The following is an 18,658-nucleotide window of genomic DNA, read 5'->3' on the forward strand; positions in this document are numbered from 1 at the left end:
GTTCCACATGGCGGTGTCGCTTCCCGCGTTGGCAAGGTCACAGTTGGTTGGCCTTGATTAGCGGGAATGTGATGGATGTACTGACGAGTAATAAACTGGTCGGAGGGTCCGGCCCACCCGGCCGGAACCCGCCCCAGCAGGCGCCTATGCTGCCTGCACGAGGCAGCCCGTAAAGACGATGCAGTAGGAGAGCCGGCGTGAGCTTGAGGATCGTTGTCTGTGTGAAGTACGTGCCCGACGCCACCGGCGACCGGCACTTCGCCGAGGACCTGACCACCGACCGTGACGCGGTGGACGGTCTGCTCTCGGAGCTCGACGAGTACGCCGTCGAGCAGGCGCTGCAGATCGCCGAGGACGCCGACGACGCCGAGGTCACGGTCGTCACGGTCGGTCCCGAGGACGCCAACGACGCGCTGCGCAAGGCGCTGTCCATGGGCGCCGACAAGGCCGTCCACGTCGAGGACGACGACCTGCACGGCACCGACGCCATGGGTACCTCCCTGGTGCTGGCCAAGGCCATCGAGCACACCGGGTACGACCTGGTGATCTGCGGTATGGCCTCCACCGACGGCACGATGGGCGTGCTGCCCGCGCTGCTGGCCGAGCGCCTGGGCGTGCCGCAGGTCACGCTGCTGTCCGAGATCTCCGTGGCCGACGGCAAGGTGAGCGGGCGCCGCGACGGCGACGCCGCCACCGAGCAGCTCGAGGCCGCGCTCCCGGCCGTCGCGTCGGTCACCGACCAGTCCGGCGAGGCCCGGTACCCCTCCTTCAAGGGCATCATGGCCGCCAAGAAGAAGCCGGTGGAGTCCCTGGACCTGGACGACCTCGACATCGAGGCCGAGGAGGTCGGCCTGGAGGGCGCCTGGACGAAGGTCGACGAGGCCGCCGCGCGCCCGGCCCGCACCGCCGGCACCGTCGTGAAGGACGAGGGCGAGGGCGGCAAGCAGCTCGCCGAGTTCCTCGCGGGCCAGAAGTTCATCTGAGCCGCGCAGCCCGCCCCCAAGCCCGCACATTCCTCGCAGGAGCAATCCCATGGCTGAAGTCCTTGTCTACGTCGACCACGTGGACGGCGCCGTCCGCAAGCCCACCCTGGAGCTGCTGACCCTGGCCCGCCGCATCGGCGAGCCGGTCGCCGTCCACCTCGGCGGCGGTGCCGACGCCGCCGCCCCGACCCTCGCCGAGTACGGTGCGGTGAAGGTCCTGGCCGCCGACGCCCCCGAGTTCGCCGACTACCTCGTCGTGCCCAAGGTGGACGCGCTGCAGGCCGCGTGCGAGGCCGTCTCGCCCGCCGCCGTGCTGCTGCCGTCCTCCGCCGAGGGCAAGGAGATCGGTGCCCGCCTGGCGCTGCGCCTGGGTTCCGGCATCATCACCGACGCGGTGGACCTGGAGGCCGGTGACGAGGGCCCGGTGGCCACGCAGTCCGTGTTCGCCGCCGCCTTCACCACCAAGTCCCGTGTGTCCAAGGGCACCCCGGTCATCACCGTCAAGCCCAACTCGGCGGCCCCCGAGGCCGCCGCCGCGGCCGGTGCGGTCGAGCAGCTCTCTGTCTCCTTCGGCGAGCTGGCCACCGGTACCAAGGTCGTCTCGCGCACGCAGCGCGAGTCCTCCGGCCGCCCCGAGCTGACCGAGGCCGCGATCGTCGTCTCCGGCGGCCGTGGTGTCGGCGGCGCGGAGAACTTCAACGTCGTGGAGGCGCTGGCCGACTCCCTCGGTGCCGCCGTCGGCGCCTCGCGCGCCGCCGTCGACGCCGGCTGGTACCCGCACACCAGCCAGGTCGGCCAGACCGGCAAGACCGTCTCGCCGCAGCTCTACATCGCGGCCGGCATCTCCGGCGCGATCCAGCACCGGGCCGGCATGCAGACGTCGAAGACGATCGTCGCCGTCAACAAGGACGCCGAGGCCCCGATCTTCGACCTGGTGGACTACGGCGTCGTCGGCGACCTCTTCGAGGTCGTCCCGCAGCTCACCGAGGAGGTCAAGTCCCGCAAGGGCTGACCCCCTCCGAGGCCGACGGCCGGGGCCCGCGTGGTGTACACCACGCGGGCCCCGGCCGTTTCGCGCACCCGCCCGCCTGCCGGGCGGGTGTTGACGTACGGGGAGGGGGAGGCATAGCGTCCCCATCACTTCAACGTTTTGTTGATTGTGGGTGTGTGCGGCCGCCGTCCGGTGGCCGGGAAGCAGAGGGAGTGCAGATGACGCAGGGCCGACCGGAGGCGAACGGCACCCAGGCGGCGGTCACCACGACGTTCGCGGGCGGCGTGGCGGAGCGGATCGGGGCCTCGCTGGCCGCCGTCGACGCCGAGCTGGACCGGCGCTACCCCGGCGACCCCGGCACCCGTCAGCCCGTCCACACCGTCTACGTCCCCGGTGACGTCTTCGCCGCCGACACAGTCCGCTCATGGGGCGACCAGGCCCTGGCGCTCCTGGACGAGCACGCGCCGGACGCCGGGTCGCTGGGCGCCGTCCTCGGACTGGACGACGCCCTCGCCGAGGGCGTCCACGACCGGGTGCGCGCCAAGCTGCGCCGGGAGCCGGTCGAGGACCTGCGCATCGACTTCGAGGACGGCTACGGCAACCGGCCCGACGCCGAGGAGGACGCCGCGGCCGCCCGCGCCGCCCGGCTGGTCACCGAGGCCTTCGCCGACGGCGAGCCCTCCCGGGTGCCGCCCTTCCTCGGCATCCGGCTCAAGTGCATGGAGGCCGCGGTGCGCGACCGCGGCATCCGCACTCTGGACATCTTCCTCACCGGGCTCATGGACGCCGGGTCCCTGCCCGAGGGGCTGGTCCTCACCCTGCCGAAGGTGACGTACGCCGAGCAGGTCACCGCCATGGTGCGGCTGTGCGAGGAGTTCGAGAAGGCGCGGGACCTCGCGCCCGGGCGGATCGGGTTCGAGATCCAGATCGAGACCAGCCAGTCCATCCTGGGCGCCGACGGGCGGGCCACCGTGGCCCGCATGATCGACGCCGCCGAGGGCCGGGCCACCGGCCTGCACTACGGCACCTTCGACTACAGCGCCTGCTGTGGTGTGAGCGCCGCCCACCAGTCCCTGGACCACCCCGTGGCCGACCACGCCAAGGCCGTCATGCAGGTGGCCGCGGCCGGCACCGGCGTGCGGCTGTCCGACGGCTCCACCAACGTCCTGCCCGTCGGCCCCGCCGAGCAGGTGCACGCCGCCTGGCGGCTCCACCACGACCTCGTCCGCCGCTCCCTGGCCCGCGCCTACTACCAGGGCTGGGACATGCACCCCGGTCACCTGCCGACGCGCTACGCGGCCGTCTACGCGTTCTACCGCGAGGGCTACGAGCGGGCCGCCGCCCGCATCGCCGCCTATGCCGGCAACGCCGGCGGCTCGGTCATGGACGAGCCGGCCACCGCCAAGGCCCTGGCCGGTTACCTCCTGCGCGGCCTGGACTGCGGCGCTCTGGGTGACGACGAGGTCGCGGCGGCCACCGGGCTGACCCGCTCCGACCTGGAGGGCTTCGCCTCGCCGCGGCGCAGCGCGCTCACCGTCTCGGCGAACTGACCGTTCCCCGCGCCTCCTTGGGCCCGGCCGTGTGGTGCGGCCGGGCTGTACAAGCCGCGAGCGGCGGGTGACCATACCCGCCGACGGGCCGCGGTACGCGACGCGTTTCCCGGGTGGGCCGAACCGGGCACGGAAGCAGGGGGGCGATGAGGAGGGGGACGCGTGATCGTCTGGTTGAACGGCGCGGTCGGCGCCGGCAAGACCACCGCTGCCCGGGAGCTGCTGCGGCTGCTTCCCGGCAGCAGCCTGTTCGACCCGGAGCTCGTGGGCGCCCAGCTGCGGGCGCTGCTGCCGGGGGAGCGGGCGTCCGGGGGGTCGGGGTGCCACGAGCTGGCCGGCTGGCGGCGTCTGGTGGTGGAGACGGCTGCCGCACTGCTCGGGGAGGTGCCCGGCCCGTTGATCACCCCCATGGCGCTGCTGCGCCAGGAGCACCGGGACGAGATCTTCGGGGGGCTCGCCTCCCGCCGTATCCCGGTGCGCCACTTCCTCCTCGACGTCGATGAAACGATCCTCCGCAGTCGTCTCGCCGACCGCACGGCACCCGGCGCGGACCGTGGACACCACGCCCGGAGGGAGCGGGAACTCACCGCCTACCGGCGGGCCCGCGCCTGGCTGGCCGCTGACGCCCACACCGTGGACGCCAGTGCCCTGACGCCGCGCCAGACGGCGGAGCAGGTGGCCAAGGCGGTCCAGGACGGCGCCGGCGCGTGCGAGATCGTCCAGACCCCGGAACCCACGGGCGAGACCGTGGCCGCCGGGGTCCTGCTCTTCGACGAGCGGGACCGGGTGCTGCTCGTCGACCCCACCTACAAGCCGGGCTGGGAGTTCCCCGGCGGCGTCGTCGAGCCGGGTGAGGCCCCGGCCCGGGCCGGGGTGCGGGAGGTCGCCGAGGAGCTGGGCCTGCGCCTGACGGAGGCGCCCAGGCTGCTCGTCGTGGACTGGGAGCCGCCAGCGCCGCCGGCCTACGGCGGGCTGCGGCTGCTCTTCGACGGCGGCCGTCTGGAACAGGCCGCCGCCCGCGGACTGCTGTTGCCCGGAGCCGAGCTGCGGGGCTGGCGCTTCGTCTCCGAGGACGAGGCCGCGCGGCTGCTCCCGCCGGTGCGGCTGGAGCGGCTGCGCTGGGCGCTGCGCGCCCGGGCCCGCGGGCGCCCGCTGAACCTCGAAGCGGGCGTCCCGGTCGGCTGAGCGCCCAAGGCCGTGCACGGCGCCGTGCCCGAAGCCGTGCACGGCGCCGGGCACGGCTCAGCCGGCGGACGGGCCCCGGTGGCGCTCGGCGTACTTGCGCAGGAAGAGCGCCTCCACCACCGACATGCGGCGCAGTTCGTCGGGCGACACGCTCTCGTTGACGGCGTGGATCTGCGCCTCCGGCTCGCTCAGCCCGGTCAGGAGGATCTCCGCCTCGGGGTAGAGCGCGGCGAGCGTGTTGCACAGCGGGATGGAGCCGCCCATGCCCGCCACGGCCATCTCGGCCCCGTCGTACGCCTCGGCCATCGCCTCGCGCATGGCCGTGTAGGCGGGGCTGGCGGTGTCGGCGCTGAAGGGCTGGCCCTCGCCGACCTGCTCCACGCTCACCCGGGCGCCCCACGGCGCCCGCTTGCGCAGGTGCTCGGCGAGTAGCCGGTTCGCCTCCACGGCGTCCGTGCCCGGCGGGATGCGCAGGCTCACCACGGCGCGGGCGCTCGCCTGCACCGAGGGCGTGGCGCCGACGACGGGCGGGCAGTCGATGCCCAGCACGGTGACCGCCGGGCGGGCCCACAGCCGGTCCGAGACCGTACCGGAGCCGATCAGCCCGACGCCGTCGAGCACCCGGGCGTCCCGGCGGAAGTCCTCCTCGGGGTACTGCAGGCCCTCCCACACGGCGTCGGACGCGAGCCCGTCCACGGAGGTCGAGCCGTCCTCGGCCCGCAGGGAGTCCAGTACGCGGATGAGCGCGCCCAGCGCGTCCGGCGCGGCACCGCCGAACTGCCCGGAGTGCAGGTTGCCCTCAAGCGTGTCCACCCGCACGCGCAGCAGCGTCATGCCGCGCAGCACGCTGGTGACCGTGGGCTGGCCGGCCCGGAAGTTCCCCGAGTCCCCGACGACGATCGCGTCGGCCGCCAGCAGCTCCGGGTGGGCCTCCGCGTAGTGCTCCAGCCCGCCGGTGCCCTGCTCCTCCGAACCCTCCACGATCATCTTGACGGTGACCGGGATCCCGCCGTGTTCCCGCAGCGCCCGCAGCGCGAGCAGATGCAGGACGAAGCCGCCCTTGCAGTCGGCGGTGCCCCGGCCGTACCAGCGGCCGTCCCGCTCGGTCAGTTCGAACGGGGGCGAGTCCCAGCCGGCGGGGTCCAGCGGCGGCTGGACGTCGTAGTGGGCGTAGAGCAGCACCGTGGGCGCGCCGACCGGGCCGGGCAGGAGCCCGTAGACCGAGCGCGTGCCGTCGGGCGTCTCCAGCTCGGCCACATCGGTGAACCCCTCGCCGCGCAGGGCGTCCGCGATCCATCGGGCGGCGCCGTGGCACTCGCTGACGGGGAACTGCTCCGGGTCGGCCACGGACTGGAAGCGCACCAGCTCCGTGAGCTCCTCGCGGGCCCGCGGCAGCAGCGCGGCCACGGTGGCGGCGACGGCGCCGGGTGCGATGACGTCTGCCGGGCCGGTGGCGTGCCCGTCGGCCGGTGCGGTGGCGTCGTGCGCGGGGTCGTGCGCCGTCTCGTGCGCCATGCGGGATGCTCCTCCTGGGGGACCGGGTGGGAGCCGGAGCGCGGGATCGCCGCACATCCGGCGGTACGGTGATCCTCCCATAGCACCTCGCCGTGATCTCTGGCCGTAGGATGCCGCAGGGGCCAGGCGCTTCCTGGCCGGTCGGTCGAGCGGGAGCAGAACAGATCGTGAGCAGCGAGAACACGCCCAGGGCAACCGACGCCAGCGGGAGTGACGAGTGGGAGGCGGCCCCCGTGTGGGACGTGGTCGTCGTCGGCGCCGGCCCGGCGGGCGCCTCGGCGGCCCACGCGGCGGCCGTGACGGGCCGTCGCGTGCTGTTGCTGGAGAAGGCGGAGCTGCCGCGCTACAAGACGTGTGGCGGCGGCATCATCGGGCCGTCGCGCGACGCGCTGCCGCCCGGCGTCGAACTGCCCCTTCAGGACCGGGTGCACGCCGTGACGTTCTCCCTCGACGGCCGCTTCGCCCGGACCCGCCGCTCGCGCCGGATGCTCTTCGGGCTGGTGAACAGGCCGGAGTTCGACCAGGCGCTCGTCGAGGCGGCGCAGAAGGCGGGCGCCGAGCTGCGGACCGGGGTCACCGTCACCCGCGTGGAGCAGCACGGTCCCGCGGTCCCCGACCGGCGCACGGTCGCGGTCGTCCTCTCCGGCGGGGAGACGGTGCTGGCCCGGGCGGTCGTCGGCGCGGACGGCAGCGCCAGCCGCATAGGAGGCCACGTCGGGGTGAAGATGGACCAGGTCGACCTGGGCCTGGAAGCGGAGATCCCGGTACCGGCCACCGTCGCCGAGGACTGGGCCGGGCGCGTCCTCATCGACTGGGGCCCCCTGCCCGGCTCGTACGGCTGGGTGTTCCCCAAGGGCGACACCCTCACCGTCGGCGTCATCTCGGCCCGCGGCGAGGGCGCGGCGACCAAGCGCTACCTGGAGGACTTCATCGCCCGGCTCGGGCTGGCCGGTTTCGAGCCCGAGGTCTCCTCCGGGCACCTGACCCGCTGCCGGGCCGACGACTCCCCGCTGACCCGGGGGCGGGTGCTCGTGTGCGGGGACGCCGCCGGGCTGCTGGAGCCCTGGACGCGCGAGGGCATCTCCTACGCCCTGCGGTCGGGCCGGCTGGCGGGGGAGTGGGCGGTGCGCATCGCGGAGGCGGCGGACGCGGTCGACGCGCGGCGCCAGGCGCTGAACTACGCCTTCGCGATCAAGTCGGGACTGGGCGTCGAGATGGGAGTGGGGCGCCGGATGCACCAGGTGTTCTCCCGCCGCCCCGGGCTGCTGCACGCGACGCTGACGGGGTTCCGGCCGGCCTGGAACACGTTCGCCGGGATCACGCGCGGCTCGACGACGCTCGCCGAGATGATCCGCACCCATCCGCTGGCCCGTCGCGCCCTGACGGCCCTGGACCGCACGCCCTGAGCCCTCCGGTCCCGCCCCGCGCGCCCGGGCCGCGGTGCTCCGGGACCCCGGCGCCGGGCGCGGTGGTCAGCGGTGGGCAGGGGCCGGCGGTCGCTCGCCGTCGCGGTCGGCCTCCCGCCGGTCGGGCTTGCGGCGGACGTAGAGCTGCTTGCGGACCTCGGCCACCGTGCTGCCGTCCTCGGCGGTGACCGTGCAGGTGAACCAGGGGAGGGCCTTGGCGCCACCGGCCGTGGCGGCCTTGATCTCGGCCAGCCGCCCGGGGTCGAGGACGAAGTCGGCGAAGACGTCGCCGCGGCCGGGCGCGACGAAGTCGATCTCGCTCGCCTTGTCCCAGACGATGTAGTCCCGGCCCAGTGCCGAGACGACCAGCAGGGCCCAGAACGGGTCGGTCATCGAGAAGAGCGAACCGCCGAAGTGGGTGCCGAAGTAGTTGCGGTTGAAGCGGCCGAGCCGCAGGCGTACCCGGGCGCTGCTCCAGTCGTCGGCGAGATGCAGGACTCGGATGCCGGCGAAGAGGAACGGCGGCCACAGGTTCATGCCGCGGCGCAGTGTGGCCGCACTCAGTCGTCGTGCCATGCGGTCAGGCTAACAGTCTTGTTACTCATCGGTAGCAAGTGTGGTGCCGTCGGCGGCGAAGGTCACACCCCCGCCGGCGGGGCGCCTGGATGCGGTGGCGTCACGCCCCCTCGTCTGGCCAGTGGTCGCCACCCCCGCCTTTGTTTATGGATCTGACAAAGTCAGAATGGATACCGTGATCCACAACCGAACCCGCCCGGACCGGGGGCGCAGCGTGCTGGGCCCCGCGCTCCAGCTCGTCCACACCGGCCGGGCCCCCACCCGCGCCGTACTCACCGCCGAGTTGGGCGTCACCAGGGCCACGGCGGGCGCCGTCGCCGCGGAGCTCCAGGGGCTCGGCCTCATCACGGTCGACTCCCGCCCCGCCGGATCGGCGGCCGGGTCCCAGGGCCGCCCCTCGCACCGGCTCGCCGTCGAACCGAACGGCCCGGTGGTGCTGGCCGCCCAGGTGCACGCCGACGGCTTCCGCGCCGCTCTCGTCTCCCTCGGCGGCACCATCGTCGCCACCACGCCCGGCTGCGGTGACGTCGACGCCGACCCGGTGCACGTGCTGCGCGCGGTGGTGGAGGAAGGCGCCGGGCTGCTACGCCGGACCGGGCGCCGCTGCGTGGGGGCCGGGCTCGCGGTGCCCTCCGCCGTCGCGGAGCCCGAGGGCACCGCGCTCAACCCGCTGCACGTCCCCTGGCCGCCCGGCGCGCCGGTGCGGGCCGTCTTCAGCCAGTGCCTCGCCGAGGCGGGGATCAGCGGGCCCGAGCCCGGCAGCATCGCCGTCGGGCACGCCGCCAACGACGTCAACCTCGGAGCGCTCGCCGAACACCGGCACGGCGCCGGGCGGGGCGCTCAGCACCTCCTGTGCGTGGCGACCGGCCACCGCGGTGTGGGCGGAGCCCTCGTGCTGGACGGCCGGCTGCACGCGGGCAGCTCCGGACTGGCCCTGGAGGTCGGGCATCTGACGGTGGATCCGCAGGGCCGCCCCTGCCACTGCGGGGGCCGCGGCTGCCTGGACGTGGAGACGGACCCGCTGGCGCTCCTGGAGGCCGCGGGGCGCGAGGCGGGGCCCGAGGTCTCCCTCCTGGACCAGGCCAGGGACCTGCTGCGCACCGCACACCCCGGCGACCCGGCGGTACGCGAGGCGGTGCACCGGCTCATCGACCGGCTCGGGCTGGGACTGGCCGGGCTCGTCAACATCCTCAATCCCGACCGCATCATCCTGGGCGGCCTCCACCGTGAGCTGCTGCGGGCCGACGAGGAGCGGCTGCGCGCCGTCGTCGCCGAACGCAGCCTGTGGGGCCGCAGCGGCGCGGTGCCCGTGCTGGCCTGCACACTGGACCACAACTCCCTGGTCGGAGCGGCGGAGATGGCCTGGCAGCCCGTCCTGGACGATCCGCTGCTGCTGCAGGAGGCCTGATGAGGCTGCGCCCCGGCACGTCCGGCGACCCGCGCCGCTGCCAGGAGATCGAACGCGCCGCCGGTGAGCTCTTCCGCGCCGTGGGCATGGCCGGGATCGCCGACCACGCCCCGCCCACGCTCCGGGAACTGGACGGCTACCGGGCCGCGGGCCGGCTGTGGGTGGCCGAGGAGCCCGGGGACTCCCCGGAGCCCGTGGCCTACCTGTTGGCCGAGCCCGTCGACGGCCGCACCCACATCGAGCAGGTGTCCGTGCATCCGCGGGCGGCACGCCGGGGCATCGGCCGGCGGCTGATCGACAGGGCCGCGGCCGAGGGCGGGGGAGCGCCCCTCACGCTGACCACGTTCCGCGACGTGCCGTGGAACGGCCCGTACTACGCACGCATCGGTTTCGTCCCCCTGGCCGAGGGCGAACTGACGCCCGGGCTGCGCGCGATCAGGGCCAGGGAGGCGGAGCTGGGCCTCGACCGCTGGCCGCGGCTGTGCATGAGCCGGGCCGCGGGCCTCAGCTCCGCAGGAAGTCCCCCAGCACCCGGTTGAACTCCTCGGGCCGCTCCACCATCGGCAGGTGAGCGGCGTCCTCGATGACGGCGAGCCGCGAGCCGGCGATGTGCTCGTGCAGGAACTCGGCGTCCGCCACGGGCGTGTAGGTGTCCTCCCGCCCGACGACCACCAGGGTCGGAACCCGGACGCGCGCCAGCACGGGCGTGTAGTCCGGCCGTTCGGCACGGCCGCGCAGGGCGGCCGCGGCACCCTGGGGCGAGGTGGCGAGCATCATCGCCCTCACCCGCCGGGAGGCCGCGGCGTGCCTCGGAGCCACCATCCGGTCGAGGACCTCGTCCGTGTAGCCCCCCATGCCCTCCCGCAGGAGTCGCTCGGCGAGCTGCCGGCGCCAGGCCCGGCCCGACTCCGTCTCGGGATGGGGCGCGGTGTCGCACAGGACGAGCCGGGCCACCCGGTCGGCGAAGAGGCGGAAGAACTCCAGTGCGATCTGACCGCCCATCGACACCCCGGCCAGGGTGGCCCGTTCCACCCGCAGATGGTTCAGCAGCAGGGCGACGTCCGTGGCGAAGTCGGACAGCGGGGTCACCCCGGGGATGACCTCGCTGGCCCCGTAGCCGCGGAGGTCGGGGGCGATGACGCGGTACCCGGCCGCCGCGAACTCCGCGGTCTGGGCAGCCCACAGCGTGTGGTCGAAGGGGTGCCCGTGGACGAGGACCAGCGGTTCCCCCTCGCCCTCGTCCAGATACGCCGTCCGGACACCGCTGAGTATCGCCTCGTTGACCATGGCGCGATGTTACGCCCTGTCACCGTGCCGCGATCCGCCGGCCACCCCGCAGCCCCTGACCGTCCCGCCTCGGGCGCGGCTGCGTCATCCGGGTACCGCGCTGGCCCGGTCGGGTGCGGTGGCCGGGGTGCCGACGTCGGCCCCGACGGCCTCGGCTGCCCTGGCGGGGACCTCGGCAGCGAGGGCCGGGCGGCCGGCCCGGCCGGCCCCGCCCAGGGGCCGTCGCGGCGGCGGAGCGGGCAGGGTGAACCAGACGACCTTGCCCTCCCCGCCCTGCTGGGCCCGCATGCCCCAGCTCTCGCTCACCGCGGCGACGAGCGCCAGCCCACGGCCGCTGGTGGCCGTCGAACCCGCCGACCGGACCTCCGGCAGCCGCGGGTCGTGGTCGCGCACGGAGATCGTCAACCGGTCCCACAGCAGGACGATTTCGACAGTGCACTGTTTGTCGGCGCCGGTATGCCGGTGGACATTGGCCAGCAGCTCGGTGACGCCGAGCGCGGCGGTGTCGACGAGGTGGGGCAGGTGCCAGTAGCGAAGCTGGGCGGAGACGATGCGGCGGACCTGACCGATGCGCGAGGGCAGGGCCTGGAACTCGACCGCGCAGTGCCTGCTGGGGGTGGGGTGACTGATCACGGCTGCGACTCCCTGGGGCCGGGGGCGACGTGCGTGGCGGTGGACGCGTCGGGCCGCGGGAGGTCCGGGAAGGCGCTGCCGCCACGGACCCGACGACTTACCAGCGTGATTCAGCTCACATGGTTGCGCAAATCGGGTGGTATTCAAGGGTGCACGATGCGTCGATCCGAGGCGATCTTCGCCGCCCGCTCCCGGGCGTCACCGAGGGCTGCGGACAGCCGTTCGCGCTCCCCGGAGGAGAGGTCCAGAACGTACCGGGTGCCGCCGAGCACCAGCACCGTACGCCGGCTGCCCGCACGCCGCAGCGGTGCCCAGGGGCGCTGCAGCCGTGCCCGTGTCACGGGAGCACTGTCGAACTCCCGGCCGTAGCTGGTGAGCAGGGCCAGCCGGCCCGAGTGCACCACCACCCGGCCCGCCCGGGTGAGCGTGCGCAGCAGTCGGCGCACCGGGACTCCCTCGGTCTCGAACTCGGGATCGGTCATCGCGCACCGCCTCCGCCGCGCGGCCGCCCGTCGGCGGCCGCTCTCCTCTACGCAGTGTGCCCGGGCGTCCCCGGACCCCGCCAGAGGCCGCATATCATCACACCCGTGAACAGCGAGAACGTGCCCCGAACCGCCCCCGCCGCCCAGGCGGCGCCGCCCTCCGCCGGGCCGGCGGACACCGTGGACGTGGACCGCAGCGACCCCGGCTACCGGGCCTGGCTGAAGGACGCCGTCCGCAGGGTGCAGGCCGACGCCAACCGCAGTGCCGACACGCATCTCCTGCGCTTCCCCCTGCCCGAGACCTGGGGCATCGACCTGTACCTGAAGGACGAGTCCACGCACCCCACCGGCAGTCTGAAGCACCGGCTCGCCCGCTCGCTCTTCCTCTACGGGCTGTGCAACGGCTGGATTCGCCCCGGCAAGCCCGTCATCGAGGCGTCCAGCGGCTCGACCGCCGTCTCCGAGGCCTATTTCGCCTCGCTGATCGGCGTCCCGTTCATCGCCGTCATGCCCCGCTCCACCAGCCGGGAGAAGACCCGGCTCATCGAGTTCCAGGGAGGCCGCTGCCATCTCGTGGACGACCCGCAGACCGTCTACGAGGTCTCGGCCCGGCTCGCCGCCGAGACCGGCGGCCACTACATGGACCAGTTCACCTACGCCGAACGCGCGACGGACTGGCGGGGCAACAACAACATCGCCGAGTCCATCTACCACCAGCTGAGGCTGGAACGTTACCCCGAGCCCGCCTGGATCGTGGCGGCGGCCGGAACCGGCGGCACCTCCGCCACCATCGGGCGCTACGTGCGCTACATGCAGTACGACACCCGCATCTGCGTACCCGACCCGGAGAACTCCTGCTTCTTCGACGGCTGGGTGCACGGCGACCCGGAGGCGGCCAGTGCCTGCGGCTCCCGGATCGAGGGCATCGGACGCCCCCGCATGGAACCCAGCTTCGTGCCCGGGGCCATCGACCGGATGATGAAGGTGCCCGACGCGGCCAGCGTCGCCGCCGTCCGCCTGCTGGAGGGCCACGTGGGACGCCGGGCCGGCGGCTCGACCGGCACCGGGCTGTGGAGCGCGCTGAAGATCGTCGCCGAGATGGTCGCCACCGGCGAGCGCGGCTCCGTCGTCACCCTCATCTGCGACCCCGGCGAGCGCTACCTGGACAAGTACTACTCCGACACCTGGCTGGCCGAACAGGGCCTGGACATCACGCCGTACCGCGAGGCGCTGACCGCCTTCCTCGCCACGGGACGCTGGCCCGGGCGACCGCCCGCCGACTAGGGCTCCCCGCCCTGGCGCCCGACTGCGGGCACCCGCGCGACGCGCCGGGCGGAGCCGGTAGATGACGGCGGGTCGCCCCTCCGACAGATTGTGCTCCGACACCACCACCTCACCGGCGAGGACGACGATTTCGTCCCGCCTTCACCGCGCGGGGCTGGTCCGGCGGGCCCGGCGGTCCGATGCTGGGACGGCGACACCGGAACCCCGGGGGGACCGACGATGGCTGACGTACCGCACATGCGCACACCGGGCTCCCTGCCCCGGCACCAGGCCGGACCGCCTGTCGGCCCGTCACTGGAGCTGCTGGTGCACGGAGTCGGCGGTGCCACGCCCGAGCGCATGCTGGAGGACCCGCGCACGGTGCGGGTCACCGGCGACGACACGGCGGGGATCCACCGCCGGGCCGAGGACACCGAGGCCGAGCACCGCCGCGGGCACGGCGGCCGCCCGGTCCGGGAGGCGTACTGCTGGTCGGGGCTCACCTCGGGCGACGGGGCCCGCGCCCTGTGGCTGGTCCTGCTGCCGTTCATGATCGTCAACCTGGCGCACTGGATGCGCCCCGCGGCGCCCCGCGGTCACCCGGCGCACCGCCTCTACTCCGTGCTCGTACGGCTCACCGCGCTCTCCCTGACGGTGCTGCTCACCGCCGCCGCCTGCGAAGTCGCCCTCGATCTCGTGGCCTGGCAGTGTGCCGGCTCGGCGGGCTGCGCGGACGGCGCCTCCTGGCTGGCGTTCCTCGCCGAGCGCGACGGCGGCTGGTGGAGCCTGCCGGGTCGTCGGCTGGTCGTCGCCGCCGTCGTGCCCCTGGCCGTCACCGCGCTGCTGTGGTGGCTCTCCCGCCGCACCTGGGGAGAGTACGAGTCGGTCACCCCGCCCGCCGCCGACCTACCGGGGGTGGCCGCGGCGAAGGCGCGGGAGCAGGACGGACGGCAGCCGCTGAGCCTTCCGGGCTTCTGGTACGGCCGCCGCCTCGTGGCCCGCCTGCGCGCGGCCCACACCGCCGCGTCCCTGCTCACGGTCGCCACCGCGCTCCAGGTCGCCGCGGCCCAGCACGACGCCGGCCACGGCGGGGCGCTGCGGACGACGGGGCTCGTGCTGGCCGCGCTGTGCGCGACGGGCTGGGCGGCCGTGGGCGCCGTGGTGGTCCGGCGCGGCCGGAGCGAACGCCGCACCGACGACCGGCCCGAGACCCTCTCCGCACGGCTGCTGCCCTGGGCCGCCCTGGCCCTGCTCGGGCTGACGGCCGTGCACACCGGCTGGGACCGGCCCGGCTGGCGGGCCAGCGCCCAACTCCCCGGCACCGGGTACTTCGGCGCCTCCACCGTGGTGCAGGGCGCGCTCGTCCTCGCCCTCGCCGCCACCGCCCTCGTGCTGCACCGGCGGGCACCGGCCGGACGGCGCAGCGCCCTGCACGGCCTGGGCGGGCCGGCGGTCGCCCTCCTCGCCTGCGCCCTGGGGGAGTTGATGAGCGGCGGTGTCGCCCAGCGGGTGGCCGAGGCGCTCGGCCCCGGCTCGTCCGCGGACCGGCCGGGCGCCGGGATCGCCGGACCGCCGGTCGTGCTGACGTGGCAGGCCGCCGTGATCCCCGTCGTCGTCCTCGCCGTCGCCGTCTTCGTCGCCGTCTGCGCGGCCCGGGTGTGGCGGCTGGGACGACGGCTGATCCCGGACGTCGCCCGGGGATACCCCGACGAGGACACCGCCCGGCTGCCGCGCCGCAGCGCGCGCATCGCCGCCGCCATCGCCCGCGCCGGCGTCACCGACCAGGGCCCCGTCCTCGTCGGGACGGTCGCGTCCCTCACCGCGCTGCTCGGCGCGGGGGCGGTCGTCGGCGCCCTGGTGAGCGGCGACGTCCCGCAACGGGCCCTGGAGGGCGCGCCGCCACCGCTGGCCGCGACCGCCGACCTGGCCCAGGGCGTGGGCTCCTGGCTGATGGGCGGGCTCGTCCTGCTGCTCCTCACCACCGGCCGCCGCGCCTACACCGATGCCGGAGCCCGCCGCACCGTCGGCATCCTGTGGGACGTCGGAACGTTCTGGCCGCGCGCGGCCCACCCCTTCGCCCCGCCCTGCTACGCCGAGCGGGCCGTTCCCGACCTCACCTGGCGGATGCGCACCTGGACCGAGCTGACGGGGGGCCGGCTCGTCATCTCCGGGCACTCGCAGGGCAGCGTGCTGGCGGCGGCGGCCGTGTGGCAGCTCGACCCGGAAACCCGCAGCCGCGTCGCCCTGCTGACCTACGGCTCACCGCTGGAGCGGCTCTACGGGCGCTGGTTCCCCGACTCCTTCGGCCCCGAACCCCTCCGGTCGCTCGCCGGGCAGGTCGACCACTGGCGCAACCTGTGGCGGCTGACAGACCCGATCGGCGGACCGGTCAAGGTGGCCGATGTCGACCGCGGCCCCTTGCCGGACCCGCGGAGCTTCGGGCGGACGCTGCACGACCCGCTGCTCGCCCCTGTCCTGGGGCACAGCGACTACCACCTGGATCCCTGCTTCGCCGACGAGCGGGCGGAACTCCTCGCCCGCCTCGGCACGCGTCGCCGCCAGGCCGGGGCGGCCTGCCGCACGTCGTCCGCCGCCCTCCGCCCGCCCCGGGCCCGGACGGCACCCGAGCCGACGGCGGACGACGCCGGGCGCGAGGCACGGCGCGAGGCGGCTGGGGAGAGCCCGCCCGAGGGCCGCTCCGGGGCCGGGGAGTCGCCTCCCGAGGACGAGTCGTGAACCCGGGCTCACCCGCGCCCGCGCGCCGGGAACGCCGGTGCGGCCCGGGCAGGCCCGGCGGTCAGGGCAGGGCCGGCAGGTCCTCGGCGTAGAGCAGCGTCAGTTCCTCCGTGCTGGGGTCCGGCAGCCCCGCCACCCGGCCCGCGTGCCGCTCGACCATCGCCTCGAAGGTCTGGCGGGCGGTGCGCCCGTTGCCGAAGGACGGGCCGCGCGGCACGTTCTCGAAGTACTTCAGCAGGGCCTCCGCCGTGCCGTCGCCGAGGTGGTACTCCTGCTCGTCCGCCTGCTGTTCGACGATGCGCAGCAGCTCGTCGGCCGTGTAGTCGCCGAAGGCGATGGTCCGGGAGAAGCGCGAGGCCACACCGGGGTTGACGGCCAGGAAGCGCTCCATCTCCGCCGTGTACCCGGCGACGATCACCACGACCTCGTCGCGGTGGTCCTCCATCAGCTTGACCAGGGTGTCGATGGCCTCGCGGCCGAAGTCCCGGCCGGCGTCCTCGGGGGAGAGGGCGTACGCCTCGTCGATGAACAGCACCCCGCCCCGGGCCCGTTGGAACGCCTCCTGGGTGCGCTGGGCCGTGGAGCCGATGTGCTCGCCGACGAGGTCGACGCGGGAGACCTCCACGAGGTGACCGCGTTCGAGGACCTCCAGAGCGTGCAGGATCTCGCCGTAGAGCCGGGCCACGGTGGTCTTGCCCGTCCCCGGCGAGCCGGTGAACACCAGGTGGCGGCGGACCGAGGCGGCCTTGAGCCCTGCCCGCTGCCGCCGCCGGCCGACCTCGATCATGTCCGTCAGCGCCCGCACCTCGCGCTTGACGCTCTCCAGCCCGACGAGGGCGTCGAGTTCGGCCAGCACCTCTGCGGCCGGGCGGGCCGCGGGCCGCGGCGGTGTGTCCTCCCCGGTGGCCGTCCCCGTCGCCGTCCCCGGGGTCGAGGCCGCCGGCGTGCCCGCCGTGAGTGCGGCCGGCCGGGCGGGGGCGGGCAGCGGCACCGGCGTGAGCAGGCCCACCCCGCCTCCGGCCTCCGTGCGCGCGGGCTCCGGTCCGGCCGCCGAGGCCGTCTCGTCGCTGGTGCACTCCTCGGCCCGCGGGCCGTCCTCGGCGAACTCGTAGCCCCCGCGCGCGCAGCGCTCGGTACGACAGCGCCGCAGCGTCGTCCGGCAGCCGTCGATGACGTGGAACCCGTAGCCGCGTGAGCCGGTCACGCGGCACCGCGTGAACGTGCCCCGGCCCTCGGCGGAGACGTAGAAGCCGGCCTCGGAGGGGCCCGTGACCGTGCAGCGGTCGAGGACGGGGTCGGCGCCCTTGGTCACGATGACACCGGTGGCCGCGCCGTCGATCGTGCAGCCGGCGAGCGTCCCGCCGCTGCCGTGGTCGCGGAACCACGCCCCGGTGGACGCCTCCCGGATGCGGCAGTCGTCCAGCTCCACGGTGGCGCCGTCGCTGACCGACACGGCGGTGCCGCGCACCTGCGTCAGGTCGCTGTCGACCACGTCGGCGCGCGAACCGCGGTCGAGCACGAACAGCGCGTCGGGGACGGTGTGCACGCGGCAGGCCTCCAGGACGGCCGAGGCGCCGTCGCTGACCCAGACCGCGGGGTAGTCACCGGTGCTCTCGTGGATCTCGCAGCGGTTCGCGTCCACACGGGTCCCCGGGTCCCACACCGACAGCCCGTTGCGGCCGAAACGGCGCACCGACGAGCGGACGAGCGTCAGCACCGAACGGGACCGCAGGTCCACGGCGTTCTCCGGGATGTCGTGGATGTCGCAGTCGGTGAGGATGAGGACGGCGTCGGTGTCCAGGGTCAGGCCGTCGGACGTGGTGCGGTGCACGTGGCAGTCCGTCAACTGGCCCAAAGCCCGGGCCGTGACGTGCACCCCGCTGCCGCGTACCTCGTAGAACTCGCAGCCCACGGCCTCCACGGCGGTGTTCTCGCCGCTGAGCGCGAGCCCGGCCCCGCCGGTGTGGTGCACCCGGCAGCGGTCGAGCCGGGGGTGGGCGGCCCCGCGTATGTCGAAACCGGCCTGCCCGGCCGCCACGACCTCGCACTCCTCGAACAGCCCGCCCGCGGCCCCGGACAGGGCGATGCCGACGCCCGCCGGGTTGTCCACGACGCAGCGGCGCACGGTGGGACGTGCGCCGCCGCGCACCTCGATACCGCTGGCCGAGCGCGTCACCACACGCAGCCCGGTCAGTTCGGGCGTGCCCCCGGCCCCCTCCTCCACGAGCAGGGCGGGCGCCGACTGGTCCTGCCCCTCGATCTGGAGGTCCCGGACGTCGGCGGGGGCGCGGAGGGTCAGCGGCACGCCGTCGGGCGGGCTGATGCGCACCGAGCCGGCACCGGCCCGCTCTGGCCCGCGCAGGGTGATGGCGTGTTCGATGACCAGGTTCTCGCGGTAGGTGCCGGGAGCGACCGTCACCACGTCTCCGTCGCCCGCGACGTCGAGCGCGGCCGCCAGCGAGGGGAAGTCCCCGGTGCGGCGCCGCCACCGCGACGTGCTGGTGTACGTCACCTGGACCGAGCCGTGAGCCATGGACCGTCGTGCCCCAAACCTCGTGCGAAGCGTGCGAGAGCGCGCCGCCCACGGGAGAGCGGCGCAGGGTCCGCCGACGCGGGCGGCGGGGCACCACCGTAGCGTGTAAC

At 74.8% G+C, this 18,658-nt stretch carries 15 protein-coding genes; 9 read left to right on the forward strand and 6 right to left on the reverse strand.

From position 1 onward, the window contains the following. Window positions 1-197: 197 nt before the first annotated feature. From HPT28_RS04115 to HPT28_RS04130, 4 genes are all read left to right on the forward strand, one after another. A complete protein-coding gene (locus HPT28_RS04115) occupies window positions 198-983 on the forward strand; it encodes an electron transfer flavoprotein subunit beta/FixA family protein (RefSeq protein WP_219089291.1) in 786 nt (261 codons plus the stop codon). Between the two features lie 49 nt (window positions 984-1,032). Then, window positions 1,033-1,995 (forward strand): electron transfer flavoprotein subunit alpha/FixB family protein, encoded by a 963-nt coding sequence (locus HPT28_RS04120; RefSeq protein ID WP_219089293.1) that lies wholly within the window; start codon window positions 1,033-1,035, stop codon window positions 1,993-1,995. A gap of 197 nt (window positions 1,996-2,192) precedes the next feature. Further along, window positions 2,193-3,524, forward strand: a complete 1,332-nt coding sequence (locus HPT28_RS04125) for an aldolase/citrate lyase family protein (protein ID WP_219089294.1) — start codon at window positions 2,193-2,195, stop codon at window positions 3,522-3,524. Window positions 3,525-3,686: 162 nt separating this feature from the next. After that, window positions 3,687-4,709 (forward strand): NUDIX hydrolase, encoded by a 1,023-nt coding sequence (locus tag HPT28_RS04130; RefSeq protein WP_219089297.1) that lies wholly within the window; start codon window positions 3,687-3,689, stop codon window positions 4,707-4,709. 57 nt (window positions 4,710-4,766) lie between these two features. Here HPT28_RS04130 and HPT28_RS04135 read toward each other — a convergent pair whose 3' ends face one another. Further along, window positions 4,767-6,224 carry a dipeptidase gene (locus HPT28_RS04135; RefSeq protein WP_219089298.1) on the reverse strand — a complete coding sequence of 486 codons (1,458 nt, stop codon included), beginning with the start codon at window positions 6,222-6,224 and terminating at the stop codon, window positions 4,767-4,769. A gap of 233 nt (window positions 6,225-6,457) precedes the next feature. On the opposite strand from HPT28_RS04135, the gene HPT28_RS04140 reads away from it, so the two are divergent. Beyond that, complete coding sequence (locus tag HPT28_RS04140) at window positions 6,458-7,630, forward strand: geranylgeranyl reductase family protein (RefSeq protein WP_308119071.1); 1,173 nt, start codon at window positions 6,458-6,460, stop codon at window positions 7,628-7,630. A 66-nt stretch (window positions 7,631-7,696) separates the two neighbouring features. On the opposite strand, the gene HPT28_RS04145 is transcribed toward HPT28_RS04140, so the two are convergent. Beyond that, window positions 7,697-8,206, reverse strand: a complete 510-nt coding sequence (locus HPT28_RS04145; protein ID WP_219089301.1) for a DUF4442 domain-containing protein — start codon at window positions 8,204-8,206, stop codon at window positions 7,697-7,699. 175 nt (window positions 8,207-8,381) lie between these two features. On the opposite strand from HPT28_RS04145, the gene HPT28_RS04150 reads away from it, so the two are divergent. Beyond that, window positions 8,382-9,614 carry an ROK family protein gene (locus HPT28_RS04150; protein WP_374226913.1) on the forward strand — a complete coding sequence of 411 codons (1,233 nt, stop codon included), beginning with the start codon at window positions 8,382-8,384 and terminating at the stop codon, window positions 9,612-9,614. Continuing rightward, window positions 9,614-10,153 (forward strand): GNAT family N-acetyltransferase, encoded by a 540-nt coding sequence (locus HPT28_RS04155; RefSeq protein WP_219089305.1) that lies wholly within the window; start codon window positions 9,614-9,616, stop codon window positions 10,151-10,153. Before HPT28_RS04150 ends, HPT28_RS04155 begins: the two co-directional genes overlap by 1 nt. On the opposite strand, the gene HPT28_RS04160 is transcribed toward HPT28_RS04155, so the two are convergent. The 3 genes from HPT28_RS04160 to HPT28_RS04170 all read right to left on the reverse strand — a co-directional run bounded on the left by HPT28_RS04160 (window position 10,119) and on the right by HPT28_RS04170 (window position 12,016). Then, window positions 10,119-10,901: an alpha/beta fold hydrolase gene (locus HPT28_RS04160; protein WP_219089308.1), complete on the reverse strand. Its 783-nt coding sequence runs from the start codon at window positions 10,899-10,901 to the stop codon at window positions 10,119-10,121. The genes HPT28_RS04155 and HPT28_RS04160 overlap by 35 nt on opposite strands. An 84-nt stretch (window positions 10,902-10,985) precedes the next feature. After that, window positions 10,986-11,534, reverse strand: coding sequence for an ATP-binding protein (locus HPT28_RS04165; protein WP_219089310.1), 549 nt, complete (start codon window positions 11,532-11,534; stop codon window positions 10,986-10,988). Between the two features lie 143 nt (window positions 11,535-11,677). After that, a complete protein-coding gene (locus HPT28_RS04170; protein ID WP_219089312.1) occupies window positions 11,678-12,016 on the reverse strand; it encodes a hypothetical protein in 339 nt (112 codons plus the stop codon). A 120-nt stretch (window positions 12,017-12,136) separates the two neighbouring features. On the opposite strand from HPT28_RS04170, the gene HPT28_RS04175 reads away from it, so the two are divergent. Together HPT28_RS04175 and HPT28_RS04180 are read left to right on the forward strand one after the other, a co-directional pair. Continuing rightward, complete coding sequence (locus HPT28_RS04175; RefSeq protein WP_308119072.1) at window positions 12,137-13,300, forward strand: PLP-dependent cysteine synthase family protein; 1,164 nt, start codon at window positions 12,137-12,139, stop codon at window positions 13,298-13,300. Between the two features lie 219 nt (window positions 13,301-13,519). Continuing rightward, the gene (locus tag HPT28_RS04180; protein WP_219089315.1) at window positions 13,520-16,015 is read left to right on the forward strand and encodes a hypothetical protein; all 2,496 of its coding nucleotides are present in this window, start codon (window positions 13,520-13,522) and stop codon (window positions 16,013-16,015) included. 61 nt (window positions 16,016-16,076) lie between these two features. Here the strand turns inward: HPT28_RS04180 and HPT28_RS04185 are convergent, their stop codons facing one another. Further along, on the reverse strand, window positions 16,077-18,548 hold the full coding sequence (locus tag HPT28_RS04185) for a right-handed parallel beta-helix repeat-containing protein (protein ID WP_219089317.1): 2,472 nt from the start codon (window positions 18,546-18,548) through the stop codon (window positions 16,077-16,079). Window positions 18,549-18,658: the final 110 nt, after the last annotated feature.

The organism is Streptomyces sp. JJ38, from assembly GCF_019303475.1.
Classification (GTDB): Bacteria; Actinomycetota; Actinomycetes; order Streptomycetales; family Streptomycetaceae; genus Streptomyces.